Raw genomic sequence first — 23,030 nt, forward strand, 5'->3', positions numbered from 1 at the left:
CTATCTGGTACTTCAACTCTACTACATATGGCAAGACCATCCCTGGACTGATAGACAGGAATGCGAGAAGGCCCTCAACAACTGGATCATGAAGGCAAGTGGGCTTGCAATACCTGAGATGCGACGCTTTGCCAAAACGGTCGCGAAGTACCAGCAGTACTTGGTAACTGCCACGATAAGCCACATCAACACCGCTCGAGCAGAATCGACCAACGACAAGATCAAAGAACTCAAGCGCGAAAGCCGCGGGTTTGGCACCTTCGATGAAACCAGAAGACGACTTCTTTTGGCCTTTGGTGCACCAGATGCTGTTGAGGGTGCTACTGCCTATGAAAGAAGAAAGAAGGCGCGTGTAAGCGCTTATGCTTCCAAACCTTCCAAGAGAAGTAAGAAGAAGCACTAAAGGATAGACATGGCACACCTGTCTGTACCCAGAAGCCCGCCTGGACCTAGAGTCACATGATGTTGTATTTCTAGTTGTAAAGCTGCATCTCATAGCTTGTGTTTAAAGCCCTAAAATTCAAGGGTATCTGTCAGTGCGCCCAAAAACCATCCTGTTTTTTCTGAAACTGGTGTTGCCGCCTTAAAACTCACGCATATCGCCTGTTCAAGTTAATGTTTTAAGCCTATCGGCAACACAGATTTCGGAAAGGCCACAACTTGAAGTTAGATTCTCTTTGTTTCACCTGTTCAGACATTAGTTTTGGCTATTTTTCCCACACGAATTAAGACTTACCCTCCACCTGCGTCCGCCACTGATCCCTGCTGAATCTATTTGCCATGCGCTTGCTCCAATCTCAATCGATCGGAGTATCGCCTAAGGCGGATACTGGTTCCAGACGCTAATCAATTACCGCTAACTTTAATCCAGGATTAGCTTCCATTACCAACACCTCCTTCTAGCTTTGATATCGATCTACGAAGCGCAATAAAAGCAGTGACTGCCGCAACTACAGAGACACTCGTGGGAACAAACGCCGCACCGACGATTCCATACTCAGGAATCAGCAGAACACACAGGATTACGTTCAGAACAAGGGAGAGTGCTGAGACGAAGAGGTTTGATGCTATAGCCCTCAGCGAGCACAAAAGATTGGTACAAGTCGTGCGCATCGCGTTGAAGAAGAATGACACGGACAAAAGACGAAACGCTGTCAAAGCATCCATGTACCCATCACCCCAGAGAACCGAGATGATGACTGGGGCTAATAGAACCAAAAGTACTGAATGCACGAGGTAAAAGACTACGCTGACCTTAAGCAGCAGGCTCACCTTGCCCTGAAACCAAACCTTGTCGTGTGCGTGCTTTACGAAGTATGGCAAGACGAACATAATGACGCTACCAGGCACAAACGCCATTCCCTCGGGTATGATCGTGGCAACCTTGTAGCTCGCAACACTAGAAGCGCTCGCGAGAAAGAGCCCTACCAGAAACACGTCAAGGAGATAGGTCAGGTTGTTTAATACGGCAGACACCTGGGTTGACACTGAGTACTTCCAGAGAGAGACCCTTAAAGCAAGCGGCAGCTTGTCACCTCGGGTCACCGCAACGCCAGAACCCTTAAGCAGGACGAACGCCAAAACAAGACTGGCAGCATACGCCACATACCTTCCACCTATCGTCCCGACGATGCCCGCAGTATGCGCCCCTACGCAGGCAAATACACAGTACACCCCAGCATTAAAGAGTTGGAGAGTAGAGAACCTCTGATTCTCGAGCTTGATCCTCAAAACGGTGGAGCAGTACTGAAACACGTAGTCAAGAAGAAGCAAAGGGCCAAACAGAGCAAGATAGCGGTTCGCTTCTTCTATGGGTAAGGGAACATACAACCCAACAGCGATGATAAGTGCCGTTATAACGACATCAACCGCAAGCCCTCGCGTCAGCGAGTACCAGCGTAGCGACTTACGTTCATCATCTCCCCGTTCCTCGAGGCAGAATTGAAACATGCCGGCGATAAGACCGAAGCCGGTAGCAAGAAGAGTCATGGAGTAGATGCTATTGGCATACCCGAATACACCATAATCATCCTTGGACAGAAACCAGACAATGGCGACGTTCGTGAAAAAGCCGAGGAACTTGTTGATGACGTTCGCGCCGAAGATATGAAAGAACCCTCGTTCAAAGAGGGTTCTGACTTTCTCTTTTATAGCATTAGGCATTTGCAAGACAGAAGCGAAGCTCATCGACAACCCGCAGCTGATCTTTTTCGGACAGGTGCGGCCCCATGGGCAGACTTAACACTGTGTGGCAAAGCTGGTCGGTCACCGGGCAGCTTTCTAGTGGAACAACACACCGATCTTTGAAAGCAAGCTGCTCATGCATGGGTTTAGGGTAGTACACCATTGTCGGTACGCCCTGTACTTTGAGCATTGCTTGGAGTGCATCACGGTCGACACCTTCAGGAACCCTCACTGTGTATTGAGCCCAAGAGCTGGTATAACTGTCAGGTACTTGGGGCAGTTCGAGAGACGTGCCCTCGAGCGCGGTATCGTACCAAGCCGCGCGCGCATTCACATCGGTGACTTCATACTCGCGAAACGCCTTAAACTTAACACGCAAGATAGCTGCCTGTAGGGAGTCTAGGCGACTGTTCATACCGACACGCACGTTGTCGTATTTCATCGTGCCTTTGCCGTGCACAGCGTAGCTACGGATAAGTTCGGCCCATTCGTCGTTATCGGTAAACACCGCCCCACCGTCACCGTAGCAACCGAGCGGCTTTGCCGGAAAGAAGCTGGTGGTCGATGTATCGCCGAAAGAGCACGCCATCTTGCCTTCAATGGAGCCACCAAAGCCCTGTGCGCCATCTTCAAGAAGAAGTAAGTTGTGTTCGTCGCACACCTTCCGAATGGATGGGTAGCCGGCAGGAAGACCGAAGAGGTCAACTGCCACAACAGCTTTTGGAGTAAGTTGCCGTTCTCGCTCAACATACGAAACAGCTTGTTCCAGCTTGGCAGGGTCAATATTGAACGTATGCTCATCAACATCCACAAACACCGGTGTTGCGCCTACAGCAGACACCACTTCCCCGCTCGAGAAGAACGTGAAGTCGGGGACAAACACAGCATCACCTGACCCTACACCCCATGCCATAAGGGCAAGTTGTAAGGCATCAGTACCGTTTCCGCACGTTATGCAGTGTTTCACACCAACGTAGTTGGCTAGCTCCGTCTCAAGTGCGAACACCTCAGAGCCACCTATGAATCGACCATCAGCCAGTACACTGGCGATAGCATGATCAATCTCCGGCTTAAGCCTTTCGTACTGCGCGCCAAGATCTCTGAACTGCATGGGCTACCTCACCTCCCTGATGCCTTCACCGTCGTGTCTATAGGATCGGTTGCATGTCGGGCAGGACAGACCATCGCCAAGTACTTCCCCACACTCGCACACCCATCCTTTTTGACGCGCAGGAACACCTAGCATAAGTGCATGCGCAGGCACGTCCATAGTCACGACAGCTCCAGAGCCGATCAGCGCCCAAGCCCCGATTTCATGGCCACACACTATGGTCGCGTTCGCTCCAATGCTCGCGCCTTCGCGAACGACCGTCTTCTTGTAATGTTTGCTACCTTTGGGATACTTCGCGCGAGGTGTTAAATCGTTCGTGAACACACACGATGGCCCGCAAAATACATAGGACTCAAGCTCAACGCCTTCATAGATACTCACATTGTTCTGTATCTTGCAGCCATCCCCTATCCTCACATTATTGGAAACGTTGACGTTTTGGCCGAGACTACAGTTCTTTCCAATTGCTGCGCCTGACTGGATATGACAGAAATGCCATATCTTTGTACCCTCGCCAATGGTTGTGCCATTGTCAATGCACGACGTTTCATGCACAAATACATTCCGCATGTTTAGAACTCCCCTGCCATGTCTGTGCTCGCAAAGTTGGAGAGGGGAAGACGCACAGGCTTACCTGTCTTTTGACTCTTGTAGATAGCAAGCACCATCTCAAGGGCGTTTCTCCCTGCTACTGCATCCACGTAGGGCACACGGTCATTCTCGATAGCATCGATTACATCAGCGTACAAAAGCGTGTGTCCATTGCCGTAGACGTTTGAGGTTTGTTCGACTAGCCCTTTGTTTACTTGATCGTCTTCAGTCTCGTCAGCGAAGTCCCACACATCGATGTTGTTGGTAGAGGTGCCACCGATCTTTACTGTTCCGTTTTCACCAAAGAGATAGAGCGTCTCTTCAAGGTTTTTGGGATATACGTTGCTCGTACCCTCAATGCTACCTACTGCACCGTTAGCAAACTTCACTACGGCTACACCTACGTCTTCGGCCTCCAGGTAGTCATGAAAGCGCTGGCGGGTAGTGCCATATACTTCAACCACCTCGTCACCCATCATCCAGCGCAGAAGATCAATACCGTGGATACACTGGTTCATGAGCGTGCCGCCATCTTGTTCCCAGGTACCCCGCCAAGGAGCCTGATCGTAATAGCTCTTGCCACGATTCCAGCGCACGTGGATGGTGCCGTGGGATAGACGACCAAAGCGACCTGCCTCAAGCGCTTGGCGCAACTGCTGGATGGCCACGTTAAAGCGGTTCTGATGACAGGCCGATACTTTCACACCTTTCTCATCCGCACGCCGAATGATCTCATCAGCATCAGCCATTGACATTGCCATGGGCTTTTCGATGATGAGGTGTTTGCCTGCGTCGATGCAGTCGAGGGCAATACGCGCGTGCTTGCCGCTTTCGGTAGCGATAGCCACAAGTTCGATTTCGGGATGGTCAGCCAGCATCTGTTTGTAGTCGGCATAGCGCTCAGCTTCTGGGAAGTGTCCGCAACCAGCTTTTTCTAACATGATGTCGAACTTGGAGCTATCAATGTCACACATTGCCACAAGATCAAGCTTGTTGTTAACTACTGCCTTGATGTGGTTTACTGCAATGCGGCCACATCCTATGATTGCGTACTTCATCTAGAGCATCCTTTCGCAAGGCTAACAACGCTGTCGGCAATTCGTTTTGCCGCATTCCCGTCTCCGAAGGGCTGGTAGTCTCTATCTATTGTTTGCGGCTGTTCCATTGCAGTGCGTATCGACTCCCTGGTGGGACGTGCGAGAAGGTTGCGCCCGTCTACCATTGTTTCCGGCCACACCTTAAAATCGAGTATCGTCGTGCACTTAACACCAGCAAAAAACGCCTCGCGCTGCAACCCACCTGAGTCGGTGATCACCTGCTTTGCATGGTTGACCAGATACACGCTCTCGAGATACCCCACCGGCTCCACGAAGAGAATGTTTGAAAGACTGTCTTTTGCAGCCAAGCGCTTCACCATTGAACGGTTACGAGGATGAACGGGATACACAGCAGGTGCATCTAAGCTCGACAAAGCATCAAGAAGGCCCGACATCGTCTCATCCACGCCTGTGTTTTCCTCGCGATGGCAGGTGACGTAGTAGAACTCTTCGGGCAGCTCCAAGTTTGAACCCTCACCGAGAATACCTGTGAGCCTCGGCTTTTTTACTACCGCCGAGTAACGCAGGAAGGCGTCATACATAGGATCGCCGACGAATTCTGCCCTATCGGCGAGGTTTTCTAGCTTAAGGTTGTCGAAGTTTTCCTGCGTGCAGCACAAGAGCTTCGTAGCAACGTGGTCGGTACAAATCCGGTTAATCTCTTCGGGATTCGTCGCCGAATGCGTCCTTGCTCCCGCCTCAACATGCACAATAGGAATATGCAGCTTTGCCGCTGCAAGCGCTGCCGCAAGCGTCGAGTTGGTATCACCATACAGCAGCACCACAACAGGATTGCTCTCTATCATTTGCGTCTCGAGTGCCTCGAGCATGCGTGCCGTCATCTGACCGTGCGTACCACCCGACACGCCCAAGTTCACCTTCGGCTCAGGGATATCCAACTCATCAAAGAAGGTCTGTGACATGTTCGCATCGTAGTGCTGCCCTGTGTGGACAATCTCTTCCTTTACACCTTCATATTCTGAGAGAGCATGGGATACTACTGCAGCCTTTATGAACTGCGGACGCGCGCCCACCACAGTCATGATCTTGGCAACCACTTATAACACCTCGATGTTGCAACGAGGCTCAACTGTCTTCATGGCGTTCTTTGTATCGAGCACTGCTTTGGCATGCTGCTGGACAAGCACGTAGTCAACGTTGGAGTGAGCGCAGGTGACCAAAACAATATCGGCCGAGGCAATTGCCTCGGCCGATAGCTCAGACAAGCTTGTGCGTGTTTTGCCTTTGTAACAGTATTGTGGCACCCAGGGGTCGAAATAGGTCACGTTCGCTCCCCGCGCTTCCAAGCACTCAATCACGCGCAAAGCAGGGCTTTCCCGGTAGTCATCGATGTCTTGTTTGTAGGCCACACCTAAGACTAAAACGTTAGCACCTTTAAGTGACTTCTCATGTTCGTTGAGAACGCGAGCTGTACGATCTACGCAGTATTCGGGCATCCGGTCGTTTACCATCATAGACGCTTCTATCATGGACGTATGAAAGCCATACTCACGTGCCTTCCAAGAAAGGTAGTAGGGATCAAGTGGTATACAGTGGCCACCTAACCCAGGGCCGGGATAGAATGCCGTGAAGCCATAGGGCTTGGTCTTGGCGGCATCAATTACCTCCCATATGTCGATTCCCATGCGATCACAGAGCATCGCCATTTCATTCACAAGCCCTATGTTGACGTTACGATAAGTGTTCTCAAGTATCTTTTCCATCTCGGCCACAGCAGGGCTAGACACACGGGTTACACCACCCTCAAGCACAGCTTCATACACTGCTGCAATACATTCAAGGGCTTCTTCGCCGATAGCACCCACAACCTTCGGTGTGTTCTTCGTCTTGTAGATGAGGTTGCCCGGATCTACTCGCTCGGGACTAAAGCCCAGATAGAAACCTTCACCACACACAAGTCCTGAGCCTTCTTCAAGGATGGGTTTGATGAGTTCTTCAGTGGTACCAGGATACGTGGTTGACTCAAGGACTACCATCACGCCTTCTTTGAGATAGGGTGCGATCTCTTTGGCAGATGCTTCCATATATGATGTATCGGGCTGCTGGTGTACATCGAGCGGAGTGGGAACACAAATTGCCACGAAGTCACACTCTGATATGCGAGAGAAATCGGTGGTCGCCTCAAGCATGTTGTCACCCACCAGCTGGGCAAGATCCTCTTGCACAACATCGCCGATGTAGTTCTCACCACGGTTTACCATGGCGACCTTCTCAGCTTGCACATCAAAGCCGATGGTCTTAAAGCCTGCCTTGGCCTTCTCTATGGCTAATGGTAAGCCGACATAACCAAGACCTACTGTACCGCAGATCAATGATCGGAAATTGATCTTTCGTAAAACACTTTTCCTCACTTTTACGGCCTCCTATCAGCATTCGTGAACTCTCTCTAAAATTTGGAGGATTTATCTGTTTCGGGGCATTTATGCCGAAAGAACGTGAATGCGTAAGATGTTCCCTTGAGTCTATCGGGGCAGATGATCTGAAACGAGCCTATCTTGCCCTCCAGCTTTTCTTCGAATGGTCTGATACAACCTTTGAAAGCCGAGGCGAGATGGAAACCGTTTTGAAGCGATGGATATCTATCGCACGACGCACTAATGTACCTGAAGTACGCTCTGTATCTAACACCATAAGCAAACGGAAAACCTACATCGTAAATGCCTGGGAATACGGATGTACAAACGCAATTGCAGAAAGTTTGAACCGACAGATCAAAGACATCATTCGCACGTGCCGTGGCTTTATGAGCTTTGAGGCTTTGAGACGGCGTTGTTTGTTGGTGCTTGGACATAAGCGAGAACCCAACAAGCCCATCCCGCTGTTTACAAGAAGCGACAAGAGAAAGGAGGGTGCTAACTAGCGAATAGGTCACATGCGATGGGCTCAAGGTCTCCCCCACACAGGTTGTAACATATTCGATTTTCTGGCTTTTGGTCATCTTTTTTAAAGCTACTCTATGGAGGGCTTGGGTTAGTGTGCCCTCTTTTTGCCCTCGAATGTCAACTCGAGGTTAGATTCTCTTTGTTATACCTGATCAGTCATTAGATTTGACTGTTTTTCCCACACGAATTAAGACTTATCCGACGAGCTCGCGAATAATCTGTTTCCCGCTATTCTCTTGCAGTATTATTAAGGATTTGTTTCATTATTTCGTAATAGCGTTTTACTACAATCGGATAATCCATTTGTTCGGAAGCGTATTGTCTAACCGCATTCCCAAGTTTGAGTATCATGTCACGATTATTCGCTAACTCAAGAAGCGCATTAGCGACTGCCGATGGGTTACATGGTGGTATAACCTTAGCTGTATCGTCATTGCGTAGAGGAACATAGAAGCCTGGGTTCTTAGTGCCAAAGATGATGGCCTTCCCTGCAGCCATTGTCTCGGCAATCGCCGTCGAAAAGCCACCAAAGTCAGGGTTGTTCTCAGGATAAGCTATGATGTCGCATGCTGCGATATATTTCGCAACGTCATCATGGGGAACCATGCCTGTAACATGTGTATTCGAAAGCTTATAATCATTCTCACTTTCCGTTGAAGCAAGAGCACCACCGATAAACACAAACAGAAAATCACTAAATCTATCATCACTAGCTGCCATTTTTGCAACTTCCAGCAATATACTGCTGCTCTTGTATTTTGCCAGACGACCAACATAACCGACAACAATCGTATTTTCTCGTACCCCAAATCTCCTTCTTAATTGCGACACATCGCCATGGTATTGGCATGCCGATACATCAATCGGTTTCGGAATCACGTATATCTTTTCTTTCGGATAACCGTATTTATTAATGAATCTGTTTCGTCCAGCTTCGTTATATGTGATTATTGCCGAGACGTGATGCACTACTGGCTTTTCCCAAATTGCCATCAGCCTATGTTTATTGGATATAGGGATATCATCACCTGGATCATAATAAATTACAGGCACACCTGCCTTTTTTGAGTAGCTATATGTCTGATAGCTCCTCGGTGTTAACCATGAATAAGGATTTTCGAATATAATATCTGGAGCTGCCTTGAAAAGCGCATTTCTATAACCTGGCATATATGAAACAATTCCACCGGTTTCCTTTTTTTTGAATCGGATTGCTTTTGAAGATAGCAGTTGCAAGTCATAGCCTATTGGCAACTCAGGAAGTCCAATTTCACGCACATATTTAGCATTAAATCTGTCACGATCGATTGGACTTGCCATATCTGGCGCAAAGGAAACGTAGCGAATACCTTCATCAAGTTTTAAGAACTCAATTCCTGCCCTAATATCTTTGTCCCCACGATAAAGCTCAATAAATTCATGAGAGTCAGCGATTAGCACCTATCATCCTCTTTTCTGGATCATAAGATTAATATGGTTTAAATGCTCGAAGAACTCATTGATGTGTATCTTGAATAACAAGTTCAAGTCCAGCATGAAGTGTCCCAGACCAAGAAAGACCGAGACAAAACGCAATAAACACTGAGGTCGGATGAAAGAAGGCACTTGCGGATGCTGTCGCAATAATCAGATATCCGAATACGCAGATCGTAGATAATGAGATACTCCCCCTCTTACGAATTAGTGATACGAACATAAAGTATATGAAAGCTACAAAGAAGAGGAATCCCAGCCATCCGCCTTGAGCAATGACCGTTGGCCAGAAGGTATCACTCAGGAAAGATGACGAGCCAAGAGCAAGACCATAAACCCTACTCAGTCCATACTGGTAATAGAGTGATGAGTAATACTCTGGATTGGCAGTAATATTGGAACCAAAAGTCGCAAATCCTGTCCCAATTGGAGCGTAAGTATTGGCGATATCTATACTCGTTCGTGTTAACTCAAGACGAGCACTGCCAATCATAGTGTAATAATACGCGATCTGATCGTATCCAAGATATAGCACAGCACCTGCCACCAAAGCAAGATATCCAAAACCAAAGTGTTTCTTGCCATCAAGAAGTTCTACGCTAATACATACGAGCGCCGCCGTAGCAATGCCCACGCTTCTGAGGGTGAGACACATGACCAGTAAAGCAAGGTAGATCCACATTCTGTTTTTTCGCACGTCCGAGACGAGCAACACCACGAGTCCCACCAGAACCGAATTGACCACAGAAGGATGGTTGAAAAGCCACTTAAACGAACGTAATCCGTATCGCTCGCCCCAGCTCATTCCGCATTCAAAAAGCAAGTTGGCAACCGCACATGCAAGCACAATAACTATTAGCAGCCGACTCTCCACACATGCGAGACGGAGGAGTTCCCTGTCTCCATTAAAAAGAACAATTGCAGCGTAGAGGACAATACAGAACTTCAAAAAAGTAAACACGTCTATGCAAATTGGGAGAATCGCTGTCTGAATCCCACCGCTAGCATTACCAATAAGACCCACTACAACGTAGAGAACCAGACAAGCGATCGCGCGTCTGCCGTTCACGTTAATCACGCACAACGTGCTGGAACACGCGCGGAGGACAGCGATGATCAACATGAGGACAGCAACGGACTCGTCAATGTAAGCAAAGGCACCATATGTGTCCTGAAGTGCCATGTGGAAGATCAGTGCATTGAATAAGATAAGCCATCCGACGGTCGCGATCTTGATATACAAGACGTCCGATCGCAGAAAACGACGTTTCCTTATTGAGGCCTCTGAACAATAACGCTTTATTCGTTGAACCTGTAGGCTTGCCGTGCCCAACTACAACGCCTCCTCGGTCTTGTATATGTGTGCGTCCGCTCTGCTTTCAGCCGTCAGGCCGTCGTTAATCTCAACTATGTTGTCGCAGATGGACAGCAAGCCAGACTCCTCCTTGAACACCCTCCCTGTCTCATAGTCGCACACGACTTTCAGTTCGCACATATCGTGCTTCTTGCCGGATCTGAGCTTGTGGGAGACAGCCCAGGCGCCGCGCTTCTCGACGTTCTTGCTCATGGCAGGCGATACTGAGTCGACCATCCAGCAATTGCGAGCGCAGCGGCGTACCTTGGCGCCCACCGTTTCCGCCTCGGAACCGTTCCGTAGCTCGTTCCAGCTCTGGAGGTTCAGATCCCCCATAACCCCCATACCATGCGCGCCGTTTAATATCATCACCCCTACCATGCTCTTCCCCAAACTAGCAGAAAGTTATTAGTGAAGCGCTCTTAAGGCGATCTCAAACGCCCCTTTTCCGCAGAAGATACGAAACCTTTCTTGTATAGCGCCGCTATATCATTCAATGCCTGCTGAGCATCGAGATACGGATGCGTCATGAACCCGTTCTTAATCATTGCCCAAATCACGGCAGCATTGCTGAACATTATTGTCTTGCCCATCATTCGTCCTTTCCTTCTAGTCAGCAGACTGCCACCAACCTCTGCAGACTCAAACTCTCGTACAGAGAGACGAGCTCGCTCATATACCTTTCCTGATCGCATCTTTCGACCACGTAATCTCTGCAACGCTGCTGCATCGCACGGTATTCATACAGGTCGGTGCATAGCTCGATACCCCGACGCAACGCCTCGGCCAGGAATTCCACACTACCAGGCTCGGCCAGAAAGCCCGTACCCCCCTCTTTTACCAGCTCGGGAAGACCGCCTATGCGGCTCGCAATGACGGGGGTGCCCGCCGCGAAGGACTCGATGACTGAGTAGGGCATGTTCTCTCGCCATCGCGAACTCGCGATGGCGAGGGCGGCCCTCTCGGCAAGCACCCGCATCTCGTCCGCCTTCCGGAAGCCGACCAGCTCGATACGGTGCGCACTGCGATGGTTTTCCAGTAGTTCTTCCAGCTCTGCTCGCTCGGGTCCTTCCCCGGCTATCACCAAACGCCACTCCTGGGGAATCTCGTCAGAGATGGAGAGGAACGCCCTGATGAGGACATCGACCCCCTTCTCCTTCGAAAGGCGACCGAAGTAGAGGACGTAAGGGTTCTCGCGGTCGGTCTTGTCCTCTGTCGAGCGCGCCCGGTCGAGGGCCTCATCCTTCGCGAAGTTCTGCATCGCGACGACCTGCTCGTACGGAAACCCTCCGTCGACGAGCTTTGCGCGCATATACTCCGACGGGGCTATGATGCGGTCAATTTTCCAATACGAGCCGTGTCTTTTCAGGAATGCCGCCTCCGCCGCGGCCAACACGCTCTTCGCCCTCGATCCCTTGACGCAACGCTTCCGCACACACGGCATGAAGCTGCCCTTAAGACAGTCGTCGCAGACCTCACCCGCACCGTCAAGCATCGTGCAGCCGGGGCAAACGGGAATGTAGTCGTGCGCAGTGTAGACGACAGGCACCATATGGCTCTTGAGATACGGCGCATCAAGAATGGAGAATGTGAGCTGCCGGTGCACTAGGTTCAGGTGGATGATGTCCGGCTGGAACTCCTCCAAAAGGTCGTTGAACTTGCGTCTAGCCTCGAGGGAGTAGATGAGTGCAGCACCGTCTCTGAGTTTTTTCACCAGACTCGTGTCGCCGTTATAGTCACGCATGCTGACAAAGTACTTGGATTGCTCGCACGGTTCGTTCTCAGAGCTGTCCATGGCAAAGCACGCCACTTCGTGACCCATCGTCTTGAGAGCCTCGGCTAGATTGAAGTAGTAGGTTTCGCTTCCGCCCTTGCGCCAGTGAAACTTGTTCACCAAGCAGACCTTCACAGCATGCCCCCTTCCTCTTTAATCGCCGCCTCGTAGACCACGAGCGTCTTTTCTGCAACCTCATCCCAGTCGAAGGAAGAGAGCTCGTACGCCCTGCGCGTCGGGTGCACGAGCTTTCGATTCATAACCTCCGCAAGCTCGGAGGAGCTGTCCATCGGGAAGTAATCGCCCGGCAAAAGCCGCACGAGATGTGTTGCCGGAATGTCGCTAACGACTACGTCGAGCCCGTAGCTCATCGCCTCCAACAGCGCGAGGGGAAAACCCTCGTTGCGTGAGGCGAGAACGTAGAGCGCTGCGTTCGCGTACATCTGGGCAAGATCGTCACCGTGAAGCTGGCCCGTGAACACCACGGGCGCGCCTTCGGCGAGCTCTCTGAGCCCTTCACTGTACGCGCGCTCGGACTCGACTCCTCCGACGACGACCAGCTTGAAGCCTTCTGGGGCGATTGCGCGAAAGGCCCGTATCAGCACGTCGAACCCCTTCTCGGGAGTAATCCTTCCCACAGACAAGACGTAGCCGTCCGGCTCAAGACCGAAGCGAGCGAGCGCCCCTGTGCCCGAGGGGGCCACAGGGGCCTCGACACCGTTGGGGATGAACACCGCCTTGGACATGGACTCGTCGCCGCAACGCAGCATCTGATGGCTGTTTACGAAAATGACTCTAGAGGCGCTCTTGAGCGCGACTCTCTCGCTTAGGCGCAGAACACTCTTCGCGACCTTGCCCCATTTGTCATGCTCGTAGTTCGGGCTGTGGTATGTGAGCACGACAGGGATGCTCCTCAGACTAAGCAACGGCGAGAACAGCGCAGGCCCAATGTTGTGGTAGTGAACGACGTCGGGCTTACTCGTGAACGCCGCGAGGGTTGCCAGCAATGAGTGGATGACAGCCTCGACCCCCTTGAGCTTTGTCGACGGGAGATCCTTGAAGTGTACCCCTTCATAATCAGATATGGGTTCGACGTAGGGTTTTCTGCGGTAGACGAGGATGTTCGCCTTTCTCGCAAGGCGGGTATACAAGCATTCACAGTGGCGCTCCACTCCGCCCTCGACGCCAGGAAACCCGCGTGTGCCTATCACGCTGGCCTTCAAGGGGGCTACCAACATACGGACTGCCCTCTGGCTATGCGAATCTTGTTCTTGACGATCCAGCTGATCGGCTTCCACGGCCTTCTCACCATGTCGTGGCGCTCGGTTACGATGAAGGCGCAGTTGCGGCCGCATGTGTCTACGAGCTTCTGAGCTTCTTTCGCCTTGTCGGAAGCCATGATCTCTTCGAAGGACTGCTCCTTGATGTTGCCGATAACCCATTCCTCGCCAGAGCCGTTGCAGGGAGAGACGTTGCCCCACGGGTCTATGAAGAAGAAGTCCCTGAGAGCACCGCATGGCGGGCGATAGCCCGATTCGTCTCCGCGCAGGCGCCTGTGGATGCTCTTGTTGAAGTAGGCTCTGCCGTAGTCCTTTAGCTTTCCCTTTATGCTGTGTCTTTTCGAGGTGAGCAGCGCCTTGACGAACTCTTCGTGCGCGGCAAGAGCGTCTTCGCTCGTTATCTGGTTGTCCTCCTTGTGGAAGTACCACGAGTTATGCACAACGGAGTTGCCGAGTTCCACGTCAAGCGCAGCGCACAGCTCATAGAGAGGTAATAAGTCCTTGTAGTTATCAGGCGAGATAACTACAGAGAACCCGATGTTTTTGCACTTTGACTTCCGCAGCTCGAGCATGGTTCTCAGTGCATGGTCAAACCCGTCCTTGGTGCCGCGCTTCTCGTCGTTGAGCTTGGGAAGTCCTTCGAGGCTGACGCGGATGAGGATGTTGGGGTATTTGTTTGCCAGAGCCACGATTTTGTCGGTGTAATAACCGTTAGTTGAGAGCTCCAGAAGCTCTGCCTTCGGATAGAGAATCTCGAATATCTTGTCGATGTCATCTCGGATGGTGGACTCGCCGCCCGTAATGTTGATCCTCAAGCCATTCGGCAGCTTACGGTAGAACTCGGGGTCGATCTCTTCCGTCGGCGTAGTCGGACACTTCCATATGTTGCACATATTGCACTTAGCGTTACACCTAAATGTGGTAATCAGGCTGCCCTGCACTGTCGTAGCCATGATCTTACTCCTAATCTTTGCGCCTTGAGGGGTGTCTAAGTATCAAAGAATGCCTCAGTAAGCCCCGTCCCCGTAGACCATTGCCTTGGCGGTGCGGGCTATCAGCTTGAGGTCGTAGCCAACCGAGCAACTCTCCACATACTCAAGGTCTAAGTCGATCATCTCATCGAAGGTGCCGTCGCTGCGACTCCCCGCCTGCCAGGGGCCGCCGCAGCCGGCCTTCACGGTAAGACGACGCTTCGCACGGGTGTCGTACTGCACCGCCTCACCCGGCAAAGCTGGACGTGGACCTATCAGACTCATATCTCCCAATAATACGTTGACGAGCTGGGGCAGCTCATCCAGGGAGTGCCTTCGGATGAAGCGCCCTACACCGGGAATAACCCGAGGGTCATCCTTTATTTTAAACAGCGGACCATCAGCCTCGTTTTGATCTTTCAAGCCGTCCAACAGCTCGTCAGCATTCGGTACCATGCTTCTGAACTTCCACATTCGAAACAAGCAGTAGGAACCGTCGGGGTTGAGTCTTCCTACGCGTGTCTGGCCGTAGAGAGGGCTTGCTCCTGGACTCTTGATGCAGATCGCAATACACAGCGCCAAACTCGGTAGCAACAACAGCGCAATCGCAACCCCGCTTGCCACGATATCGAATGTACGCTTCACGAAGCGATACCCCAAGCGCGACAGATCAGGATGAATGCCTGCGTTAGACCGTGCCAGTAGCTCAGCGGCTTCTCTATTAGAAAGCGTACGTGAAACAGGCCAGCCACAGCTGTCGCCTTCTACTTTGCAATCCAAGGGCTCCAGAAAGAGCGAGCGGCTCGATTTCGAGCCGTTCTGTGTATCCGTATTTCGTTGTTCTGCGGTTTCGCTCATTCGCTTTTCTGGTTTGTGGCAGATAATTCTGAGGCTTCTCTTCTTGCCGTCTGACGCAGGTCAAGCGCCTGAATCAGCAGGAGACAACCTTAACTTCACTGCTTCTTCTTCACAAGGCTCAAGCCCACCTTTACTTCCACCGTTCTGCCCATGATGAAAAGTTCTAGTGTTGCCTCGCGCTTGCGGCGGTTTACTTTTTTGATTAAGGCCTCGCGGCCCACCAAAGGGCCGCTTGCGACAACCACGCGGCCGCCTTCCACGAAGCCCTCAGACATTTCCACCGTCCGATGCTTTCGCTGCGTGAAGGCGCAAATCCATGCCACCTCGCCCTCCGCCAAGGGCGTAAACATCCCGTCGGTTCCCAAAAGCCGGGTGAAGGCGGGCACCTTCCCCAGAAGAGCAGAAAGGCGTTCCACCTTACTGGTTACGACCATAATGTAGCCAGGAAATAGAGCGGTTTCGCCTTCCACAAGTTCACCTTGTTGTTTTGTGAGGGTTTTTCTCTTTGGAACAAACACCTCGTCAACCAGGTTCTCTTCCCCCGAAATGGTAAGGGTCTGCCCTATGAGACCAACCGCCTTGTCCTCTTGCCCGGTAAACACCTGAACGGCATACCAAGGGGCCATGACTTACCCTCCTTCTTACCAATAGCGAAACTGCACACGAAAGCTGCACACAGCTTTTCGCAACAGCTTCTCGCAAAGCCCAACTTCCAGACACAGCTTCGCCACTGGGGGCCGTTTTGGCCTTCCCCTAAGAAACGACGGGATATCCATTCCCCACGGCTTGTACGAACGCCGAACGCGGCATCGCTTTACACCGAGGGGTTTAAAGGCAGAGCCTTTCCCCTAAACGCTGATTACTTCCGCCAGCCCCAACTTCGCAATGCAAGACGGCCTTAATCAGTGTTTCCTAGCTTTTGTACGGAACGTCCAGGGGAACGCACTCGGCGAACCCTTCGTCCACGTCCACAAAGCAAAAGCGCTTGTGTCGGTCCACCTTCACCACGCGGTCTTCCTGACCCACCAGCGGGCCCGACTGCACGTGCAGCACGCCGTCTTCTATGACAGCGGTGCTCGTACGGATGACGCGCTCGGTGTCGAGCACGCCTTCGTACCACTGTTGCGCGCCTTTCGCGAGCGGCGCGAAGTGACGCCCGTCGGCCTTCGCTATGCGCGCGGGGAAGGTGAGCTTGGCAAGCTCTTTGTCCAGCGCCAGCACGTCTTTTGTTACGACGAAGAAGTACTCCTGATACATTGGTACCGGGTAGAGCCTCCATGCGCCGTGGTACTTGCGCCAGCGCTCTTTGCGCATGACAAACGCGTCCTCGAGCAAGTCGGGGGGCAGAATTTTGCGCAGCTTGTCGCAGGTGGCCTGCTCGCGCCCGGGGGCGTGCACCAGATACCACCGCCGCCTGCCACGCGGCGACCTTCTGCCAACAGGCATGCCACCAAGCGCTATGTTGCGTGCGGTGTTACCCGAAAGCCTCGTAGCAGCACCAATTCCGCTTGCGACCAACCCGCTTTCCTCCTTCTTGCTTTGATGCGCCTGAAAGTGCAGAGAAGCCTCCGCGCACAAGCGTCATCAAAAAGCACACGTTTAGAAAAAGGGTGAAAGAGGGATGACAAAGCGCTGCCGCTGTCCGACTTTACGTGTGAAAAAAGCCCTATTCTGGGCTTTTACAAGAGGGGGAATATGTATAATGGTCAAGCTTTTGCGAGTTGAAAACGTGTACCTTTTGACGACACAAAAAGGCATTATTACCTGGGGTTATATCTCTAAGGAAACACCGATTAAAATCCGCCAGCCCTTACGTTTATAAGGCAGAACAGCCTTTCATCAGTGTTTCCCCAGACAATGCGCCTTAACCTTCCAGCAAATCAAGCAGTTCTTCGCTTGTGAGGGCCGATAACGACGCCCCTGCCGCACCCAGTACGTTTTCGGCCAGTTCAGCCTTTGCTTCCTGCAATTTCAGAATGCGCTCTTCCACCGTGCCTGCGGCTATAACCTTGTACACGCTTACCGCATGGCGCTGCCCAATGCGATGCGCGCGGTCGGTTGCCTGATTCGTAGCGGCGGCATTCCACCACGGGTCGGCATGCACCACCACACTCGCACCGGTAAGGTTCAGACCCGTACCGCCCGCCTTCAGCGAAATAAGGAACACCGGCGTATCGTCGGTGTTAAAGCGGTCAACCAGCCGCACGCGCTCTTTCTTAGATGTCGACCCCGTAATGCGGAAATACGACAATTCCCGCGCTTTCAGTTCGTCGGCAAAACGTGCCAGATAGCTGGTGAACTGCGAGAACACCAACACCTTTTCGCCTGCATCGCAGGCGCGCTGAACAAGTTCGATAACGGCGTCGGTTTTCGCCGAGCCGTGCTGGTAATTCTCAAACGCAAGCGCTGGGTCAAGTGCAATCTGGCGCAAGCGCGTCAGCTCGGCAAGCACCTCTACACGCGATTTCTCGGAAGCAGCATCGTTCTTGCCGCCGTTCTTACCGCTGTTCTTGCTGTTATTCTTACGGCTGGCCGACGCCTTCTTCTGAACGGTTAGTTCTTGGCGCAGCTGTTGTTCGGCGGCATCGTATAAGCGTCGTTGCTCACTCCCTAACGCCACACGCACCACCGACTCAATTTTTTCGGGCAGCTCGGTTAACACGCCCGCCTTGCGGCGGCGCAAAATGAACGGCCCTAGCAGCGCTTGCAGTCGCTGCGACAATTCTTCATCGCCACCCACAATACCCAGCTCATAGCGCTCGCGGAACCGCATGTAGGAACTTAAGAACCCCGGCATCAAAAAGTCGAAGATAGACCACGCTTCCGACAAGCGGTTTTCCACCGGCGTGCCCGTAAGCGCGAAGCGGTGCTGCGCGCGCAGACGCTTCACAGCACGTGTGGTAAGCGCAGTGTGGTTTTTCACGTACTGCGCTTCGTCAAGCACGCAGCAGTAAAGCTGAAGTTGTTCGAGGTCGTCTATGTCCATGCGCGTAATGTCGTAAGAGGCCACCAGCACGTCGATACCGCTCTCGGTACGAATACGGTAACGGTCGAGCTTGGGACCCTCCATCGCCCGTACCGAAAGCTCGGGCGCGAACCGGGCGAACTCTGCTAGCCAGTTATACACAAGCGACGCCGGACATACGATAAGCGACGGGCCCACCGCACGGGCTGCTTCCGCGCGCGCCAGCAGGAAGCTAATAAGCTGCACCGATTTTCCCAAGCCCATTTCGTCAGCCAGAATGCCGCCAAACCCCATGTCGGCAAGCGCACTTAACCATTGAAAGCCCTCTACCTGATACGGACGCAGCACGCCGTTCAGCGAGGGCGGCACCTGATACGACGACTGATCTACCGCGCGCAAGCGAGCCACGTAGCTTTCGAAGGACTCGTCGCGGCGGGCGCTTTCGAATTCGTCATCTAAGTAAAGCGCTCGGTATGCGGGAAGTTGCGCGCGCCCACGAGCAAGATCGCCCACGCTTAGGCCTGTGTCGTCCACCAAGCGATCGACATCGGAAAAGTCGAGGTCGGTAAGGTTTAACAGCGCGCCCGTGCTCAAACGGTGGTAGCGCCTGCGTCTGCGGTAGCCCGCAAGCAGCGCCGCCAGTTCGTCGGGCGGAAGGTCGCTTGACGACACATCAAGATTAATGAGGTTTCCCGCCAAGGAAACGCCCATTGTCACGTGCGGGCGCTTGTCGCTGGTAAGCCGGTCAAACGCCGGCGTGGTGAACACCTCGCCCATTTCCCTAAACTGCGACAGCCCACCGAACAGCAGCTTGCCTGCTGCCGAGCCGTCCCCTAAGGGCAAGGTGGCATCGGGCTCGAAGAATTCGCGCACGAGTGACGCTGCCCGCCGCTCGAGCACTTCGTCGCGCAGCATTGTGGGCGCTTCGGCCTTTGCTGCGGCTTCGACCTCGGCGGCTGCTGGTGCGGCGCCCGCTGTTGCGGCCTTGGACGCACCGGCACCCGCCGCAGCACCTGAAACCTGAGCTTTAGGATCAAGCGTTATTGGAAAGCTGCGTTCGCCATAGCGCGCCAGCGCCTCAATTTCTATCAGGTCGGTCTTCTTCGCGTAATCGAAGTAGAACTCGAATTGTACCGGCACCGGCCGCAATTGCTCAAACTCGGACGGTGCTTGCACGTCAAGTGTTTCTTCGAGCAGCGGCAGCGCCGCAGCGCAGAACAGTGGCGCATCAACGGGTGCAATATAAAGTTCATCGTCGGAGGATTCATACACATTGCGCAGAAAGTCAGCGCAGCGCGCAAACGATGGCGAACAGTTATACAGCCCGTCATCCTGCAACACATACATACGGTCGTGTACCGCCACGAACACAATGTCGCTCGTGCGATCAATCACGTACCCGCCCTTACTACTACGCTCGATTTTCAGGGGGATACACGGGTCACATTGCCGGATTTCCACCATCAAGCGCGTAGTAAGGCTGGGACCCGAACAGCTCAGTTCGAAGGGATAATCGGCCAACAAATCGAGAAGTTCAATAACCTCAACGTCCGACAACGACAGATCACGTTCGATCAGCGCTCTTGCGCGGTTATGCCAGAACAGAAAATTGTCAAGACGGGTGCGATTCTCCACCGCGCGTTCAAGAAAATCGATAATCTTGCGGGCATGCTCATCAAATGCGGCGGGCGCATGCGTAAACGCAAGCTTCTTCCCGTAGGTAACAAATTGCGCATTGTGCACCGCATCCAGAAAACTACTGATGCTCTTCATTACGTAGCTGGCGCGTGGGCCTCGCACCTTGAAACGTACCGACCAGTCGCCGTAATCGTACGAGAGAAAAGCGTCGAGTCCCACCGGGTCTATAAGCGACTCCCGTTCGGCCCGCACGCGACTTATGCGCTTTATGTACGCGTCGATCGATGGGCTGGTTTCGGGCGTACGGTCGGGGCGATAGCCCTTAAACGCCGTTGGATTGTCCAGATATACTAGCGCCAGCGCAGCAGCATGCTTACACATGCCATCGTACTTGAACGCGGCCGGACACGTGCACGAGTAGTCATACACTTCGTCTGTGTTCTCATCGAGCTCAACGTCAACTCTGTAGTTCTCGGACCAGCCATCTGATGACAGAACGTAGCCGGAAAGATACGTCAGACCAGTATCATAGCCACACCGCTTCTTCGTTATGCCACCAACACGCCGCGCAAGTTGCTTCGCCCGCTGAAACGTGCGCGACGTGCAGCATTCTTCGACATCCCATGTTGTAATCATACCGTTGCCCCTGCTGCCTACAGCGCAAACTCATACATAACGAGATTAACCGTACCCAGATCGTCGTAGAACACCGGAAAGGTGCCTACACGCGTAAACCCGCACGTTTCGTACAGGCGCTGACCACGCACGTTGGTAGTAAAGGTGTCTAAGCGCAACGCACGCGCACCCTGCTCGCGCGCTGCACAAATGGCGGCTTTCACCAGCTGCTTTGCAAAACCACGCCCATGATAAGCAGGCAACGTTGCCACCACGTGCAACACCAACACCTCACCCGATGCGGCGGGCACAAGCCACGGCACGCTGTCATATCCTGGGGCGCCTTCGCGATTCATAACCAGCGCGCATACAATCGACCCATCAACAAGTAGGCCCAGCAGCACCTGGCCTGCATCAACCGACGCACGCAGGAATTCCGACGAAGGGTGCACGTCGTGTTTCCACAGCACATCGAAATCGGTGCCCGCCATCTGATCAATCATTTGCGTATAGAAATCTAACACGCGCTCGGTGTCGCCTGCTCGAGCGACGCGCAGCGTCAGTTCGCCGTCCATGCCTGCGCTCCCATCAACTCAATCGCGCTTTCACGCAAGGAGAAAGTTTATCACGTGTTCACGCGACTCGCAGATAACGCAAGAAGATGCCAGCGCTGCCTGCGCGCTACCGCCGGGAGGAAGCGAACGGCTCGAAGCTTGACAGCTGGTCGGCGGCGGGGATGTGCACAATAAAGACGCTGCCCTTCCCCATTTCGCTTTCCACTTCGATAGTGCCGTTATGGTAGAGCACCGCGTGCTTGGCAATGGCTAGGCCCAAACCCGTGCCGCCCGTTTCTTTCGAACGGCTTTTCTCCATGCGATAGAAGCGCTCGAACACCTTATCGCGCGCCTCGGGCGGAATGCCCGGGCCTGTGTCGCGTACGCGCACCACTGCCTGCCGCTGCGCGCCGCACGCACCCGACGTTGCAGCTATGCGCCCGTGTGACATTTGGGCTGCTTGTTGGGGAGAAAGTCTCAAATCGGCCGAGGCGAACGCATCGGCTACCCATTCCTCACACACCGTTACCTGAACGCTGCCACCAACGTGGTTGTAGCGAATACCGTTTTCTATAAGGTTGTACAGCATTTCTTCGAGCAGCGTACCTTCGCCGAGCACCGTTGCACCTTCACCGTCTACCGTCACGTTTACGCCACGCTCGGCAGCAAGCGCCGACAAACGCGCCGCCATACGCTTGGCGGTTTCCAGCAGATCAATGCGTCCCGCCGCAACGCCGCCAAAGCCAACTTCGTCAAGCCGAGACAACGTGAGCACGTCGTTAATGAGCGAACGCATGTCTTGCGATTCGTCGTAGATAAGCCCCGCAAAACGCGCGGTGTCTTCAGGTGGCACCATGCCAGATCGCATGAGTTCGGCATAGCCTGATATCACCTGCAAAGGGGTTTTCATCTCGTGCGAAACGTTCGCCGAAAAATCGCGTCTCATGCTTTCGGCGCGCGCAAGCTCATCGTTTTGCTCTTTGAGCTGGCGCTGTTGCTCGTCGATACGCTCGAGCAAAGGAACCATTTCGGAATAGATGTCATTTTTCAGCGGGTCGGCGAAATCGAGTGCATCGATGGGGCGCATGATGCGCCGCGTGAGCACTTGCGACAGCAACAGCACCAGCACCACAGCCACCACACTTGCCGCAACTACCGGCCACACCATGCCGCGCGCGAACGCAAACAGCGACTTTCGCATTTCCGATGCGCGCATGACCGATCCGTCATCAAGCAACACGGCAGCATACACGGTGTCGGTTCGCAGTGTGTCGGAATAGCGGGTGATTGCCCCTTCGCCTGTGCGCGCCGCATCAAGCACTTCGGGGCGGTCGGCATGGTTTGGCAGCTCGCGGGTTTTATGCATGGCGCTGTCGTAGAGAACCTCGCCATCTGAGGCGATAAGTGTTAAACGCACCTCACCAGAAAACTGTCCGCTTAAAACCTCGATGCGTTTGGAAGGTTCCACGTTTTCCAAATGAGCGGCAACATCGCGCGTGTAAATGAGCAAGCGTGTTTCGTTGTCGTGCTCAACCAAAGCGTAGTAGATGCAGGTAATAACCAGCGCGGTAACCGCAATAACGCCCACGGTAAACGCCAACACCGTGGCGAAAATCCTCCCCGATAGGCTTTGCGCGCGCTTGGCGTTTTCCATGGCCCGCC

At 53.1% G+C, this 23,030-nt stretch carries 21 protein-coding genes; 2 read left to right on the forward strand and 19 right to left on the reverse strand.

Annotated features, from left to right (window positions below; translation table 11 throughout):
* Nucleotides 1-403, forward strand: a 403-nt coding sequence (locus tag G7Y44_RS03720) for a transposase (protein WP_165247690.1), incomplete at its 5' end; no start/stop codon positions are given.
* A 470-nt stretch (nucleotides 404-873) separates the two neighbouring features.
* Here G7Y44_RS03720 and G7Y44_RS03725 read toward each other — a convergent pair.
* From G7Y44_RS03725 to G7Y44_RS03750, 6 genes are read right to left on the reverse strand one after another with little or no spacing between them, the layout of a single operon-like run.
* Nucleotides 874-2,187 carry a lipopolysaccharide biosynthesis protein gene (locus tag G7Y44_RS03725; protein WP_165247692.1) on the reverse strand — a complete coding sequence of 438 codons (1,314 nt, stop codon included), beginning with the start codon at nucleotides 2,185-2,187 and terminating at the stop codon, nucleotides 874-876.
* A complete protein-coding gene (locus G7Y44_RS03730) occupies nucleotides 2,156-3,295 on the reverse strand; it encodes a DegT/DnrJ/EryC1/StrS family aminotransferase (RefSeq protein WP_165247694.1) in 1,140 nt (379 codons plus the stop codon). Before G7Y44_RS03730 ends, G7Y44_RS03725 begins: the two co-directional genes overlap by 32 nt.
* Before the next feature lie 3 nt (nucleotides 3,296-3,298).
* Nucleotides 3,299-3,865, reverse strand: coding sequence for an acyltransferase (locus tag G7Y44_RS03735; protein WP_165247696.1), 567 nt, complete (start codon nucleotides 3,863-3,865; stop codon nucleotides 3,299-3,301).
* Between the two features lie 2 nt (nucleotides 3,866-3,867).
* Nucleotides 3,868-4,944 carry a Gfo/Idh/MocA family protein gene (locus G7Y44_RS03740; RefSeq protein WP_165247698.1) on the reverse strand — a complete coding sequence of 359 codons (1,077 nt, stop codon included), beginning with the start codon at nucleotides 4,942-4,944 and terminating at the stop codon, nucleotides 3,868-3,870.
* Nucleotides 4,941-6,041, reverse strand: coding sequence for a non-hydrolyzing UDP-N-acetylglucosamine 2-epimerase (gene wecB, locus G7Y44_RS03745; protein WP_241159167.1), 1,101 nt, complete (start codon nucleotides 6,039-6,041; stop codon nucleotides 4,941-4,943). The genes G7Y44_RS03740 and wecB overlap by 4 nt, the downstream gene beginning before the upstream one ends.
* Nucleotides 6,042-7,316: a nucleotide sugar dehydrogenase gene (locus tag G7Y44_RS03750; RefSeq protein WP_241159168.1), complete on the reverse strand. Its 1,275-nt coding sequence runs from the start codon at nucleotides 7,314-7,316 to the stop codon at nucleotides 6,042-6,044.
* Between the two features lie 110 nt (nucleotides 7,317-7,426).
* Between G7Y44_RS03750 and G7Y44_RS03755 the strand changes: the two genes are divergently transcribed.
* Nucleotides 7,427-7,864, forward strand: coding sequence for a transposase (locus tag G7Y44_RS03755; RefSeq protein ID WP_165247702.1), 438 nt, complete (start codon nucleotides 7,427-7,429; stop codon nucleotides 7,862-7,864).
* 250 nt (nucleotides 7,865-8,114) lie between these two features.
* Here the strand turns inward: G7Y44_RS03755 and G7Y44_RS03760 are convergent, their stop codons facing one another.
* The 13 genes from G7Y44_RS03760 to G7Y44_RS03820 form a co-directional block, all read right to left on the reverse strand.
* Nucleotides 8,115-9,326 carry a glycosyltransferase family 4 protein gene (locus G7Y44_RS03760; protein ID WP_165247704.1) on the reverse strand — a complete coding sequence of 404 codons (1,212 nt, stop codon included), beginning with the start codon at nucleotides 9,324-9,326 and terminating at the stop codon, nucleotides 8,115-8,117.
* A gap of 55 nt (nucleotides 9,327-9,381) precedes the next feature.
* Nucleotides 9,382-10,692: a hypothetical protein gene (locus G7Y44_RS03765; protein WP_165247706.1), complete on the reverse strand. Its 1,311-nt coding sequence runs from the start codon at nucleotides 10,690-10,692 to the stop codon at nucleotides 9,382-9,384.
* Nucleotides 10,693-11,094 carry a hypothetical protein gene (locus G7Y44_RS03770; RefSeq protein WP_165247708.1) on the reverse strand — a complete coding sequence of 134 codons (402 nt, stop codon included), beginning with the start codon at nucleotides 11,092-11,094 and terminating at the stop codon, nucleotides 10,693-10,695.
* Between the two features lie 41 nt (nucleotides 11,095-11,135).
* Nucleotides 11,136-11,309, reverse strand: coding sequence for a hypothetical protein (locus G7Y44_RS03775; protein ID WP_165247710.1), 174 nt, complete (start codon nucleotides 11,307-11,309; stop codon nucleotides 11,136-11,138).
* Nucleotides 11,310-11,326: 17 nt separating this feature from the next.
* Nucleotides 11,327-12,622 carry a glycosyltransferase gene (locus G7Y44_RS03780; protein ID WP_165247712.1) on the reverse strand — a complete coding sequence of 432 codons (1,296 nt, stop codon included), beginning with the start codon at nucleotides 12,620-12,622 and terminating at the stop codon, nucleotides 11,327-11,329.
* Nucleotides 12,619-13,725 carry a glycosyltransferase family 4 protein gene (locus tag G7Y44_RS03785; protein WP_206214392.1) on the reverse strand — a complete coding sequence of 369 codons (1,107 nt, stop codon included), beginning with the start codon at nucleotides 13,723-13,725 and terminating at the stop codon, nucleotides 12,619-12,621. The genes G7Y44_RS03780 and G7Y44_RS03785 overlap by 4 nt, the downstream gene beginning before the upstream one ends.
* A complete protein-coding gene (locus G7Y44_RS03790) occupies nucleotides 13,716-14,720 on the reverse strand; it encodes a radical SAM protein (protein ID WP_165247714.1) in 1,005 nt (334 codons plus the stop codon). The genes G7Y44_RS03785 and G7Y44_RS03790 overlap by 10 nt, the downstream gene beginning before the upstream one ends.
* A gap of 54 nt (nucleotides 14,721-14,774) precedes the next feature.
* Nucleotides 14,775-15,596, reverse strand: coding sequence for a sugar transferase (locus G7Y44_RS03795; RefSeq protein WP_165247716.1), 822 nt, complete (start codon nucleotides 15,594-15,596; stop codon nucleotides 14,775-14,777).
* A gap of 95 nt (nucleotides 15,597-15,691) precedes the next feature.
* On the reverse strand, nucleotides 15,692-16,222 hold the full coding sequence (gene loaP, locus G7Y44_RS03800; RefSeq protein WP_165247718.1) for an antiterminator LoaP: 531 nt from the start codon (nucleotides 16,220-16,222) through the stop codon (nucleotides 15,692-15,694).
* 286 nt (nucleotides 16,223-16,508) lie between these two features.
* A complete protein-coding gene (locus G7Y44_RS03805; protein ID WP_165247720.1) occupies nucleotides 16,509-17,114 on the reverse strand; it encodes a hypothetical protein in 606 nt (201 codons plus the stop codon).
* Between the two features lie 346 nt (nucleotides 17,115-17,460).
* The gene (locus G7Y44_RS03810; RefSeq protein ID WP_165247722.1) at nucleotides 17,461-20,835 is read right to left on the reverse strand and encodes a DEAD/DEAH box helicase; all 3,375 of its coding nucleotides are present in this window, start codon (nucleotides 20,833-20,835) and stop codon (nucleotides 17,461-17,463) included.
* A gap of 17 nt (nucleotides 20,836-20,852) precedes the next feature.
* The gene (locus tag G7Y44_RS03815) at nucleotides 20,853-21,389 is read right to left on the reverse strand and encodes a GNAT family N-acetyltransferase (RefSeq protein WP_165247724.1); all 537 of its coding nucleotides are present in this window, start codon (nucleotides 21,387-21,389) and stop codon (nucleotides 20,853-20,855) included.
* Between the two features lie 106 nt (nucleotides 21,390-21,495).
* Complete coding sequence (locus G7Y44_RS03820; RefSeq protein ID WP_165247726.1) at nucleotides 21,496-23,022, reverse strand: sensor histidine kinase; 1,527 nt, start codon at nucleotides 23,020-23,022, stop codon at nucleotides 21,496-21,498.
* Between the last annotated feature and the right edge of the window lie 8 nt (nucleotides 23,023-23,030).

Origin of the sequence: Adlercreutzia sp. ZJ141, from assembly GCF_011038965.1 — a bacterium.
In the GTDB taxonomy this organism is placed as follows: Bacteria; Actinomycetota; Coriobacteriia; order Coriobacteriales; family Eggerthellaceae; genus ZJ141.

What these genes read in the sequence shown, in the direction of transcription:
- G7Y44_RS03725 (WP_165247692.1), bottom strand. Translation starts at nt 2,187, where the DNA reads ATGAGCTTCGCTTCTGTCTTGCAAATGCCTAATGCTATAAAAGAGAAA.
- G7Y44_RS03740 (WP_165247698.1), bottom strand. Translation starts at nt 4,944, where the DNA reads ATGAAGTACGCAATCATAGGATGTGGCCGCATTGCAGTAAACCACATC.
- G7Y44_RS03815 (WP_165247724.1), bottom strand. Translation starts at nt 21,389, where the DNA reads ATGGACGGCGAACTGACGCTGCGCGTCGCTCGAGCAGGCGACACCGAG.
- G7Y44_RS03770 (WP_165247708.1), bottom strand. Translation starts at nt 11,094, where the DNA reads ATGGTAGGGGTGATGATATTAAACGGCGCGCATGGTATGGGGGTTATG.
- G7Y44_RS03795 (WP_165247716.1), bottom strand. Translation starts at nt 15,596, where the DNA reads ATGAGCGAAACCGCAGAACAACGAAATACGGATACACAGAACGGCTCG.
- G7Y44_RS03810 (WP_165247722.1), bottom strand. Translation starts at nt 20,835, where the DNA reads ATGATTACAACATGGGATGTCGAAGAATGCTGCACGTCGCGCACGTTT.
- G7Y44_RS03785 (WP_206214392.1), bottom strand. Translation starts at nt 13,725, where the DNA reads ATGTTGGTAGCCCCCTTGAAGGCCAGCGTGATAGGCACACGCGGGTTT.
- G7Y44_RS03775 (WP_165247710.1), bottom strand. Translation starts at nt 11,309, where the DNA reads ATGATGGGCAAGACAATAATGTTCAGCAATGCTGCCGTGATTTGGGCA.
- G7Y44_RS03730 (WP_165247694.1), bottom strand. Translation starts at nt 3,295, where the DNA reads ATGCAGTTCAGAGATCTTGGCGCGCAGTACGAAAGGCTTAAGCCGGAG.
- loaP (WP_165247718.1), bottom strand. Translation starts at nt 16,222, where the DNA reads ATGGCCCCTTGGTATGCCGTTCAGGTGTTTACCGGGCAAGAGGACAAG.
- G7Y44_RS03820 (WP_165247726.1), bottom strand. Translation starts at nt 23,022, where the DNA reads ATGGAAAACGCCAAGCGCGCGCAAAGCCTATCGGGGAGGATTTTCGCC.
- G7Y44_RS03755 (WP_165247702.1), top strand. Translation starts at nt 7,427, where the DNA reads ATGCCGAAAGAACGTGAATGCGTAAGATGTTCCCTTGAGTCTATCGGG.
- G7Y44_RS03735 (WP_165247696.1), bottom strand. Translation starts at nt 3,865, where the DNA reads ATGCGGAATGTATTTGTGCATGAAACGTCGTGCATTGACAATGGCACA.
- G7Y44_RS03790 (WP_165247714.1), bottom strand. Translation starts at nt 14,720, where the DNA reads ATGGCTACGACAGTGCAGGGCAGCCTGATTACCACATTTAGGTGTAAC.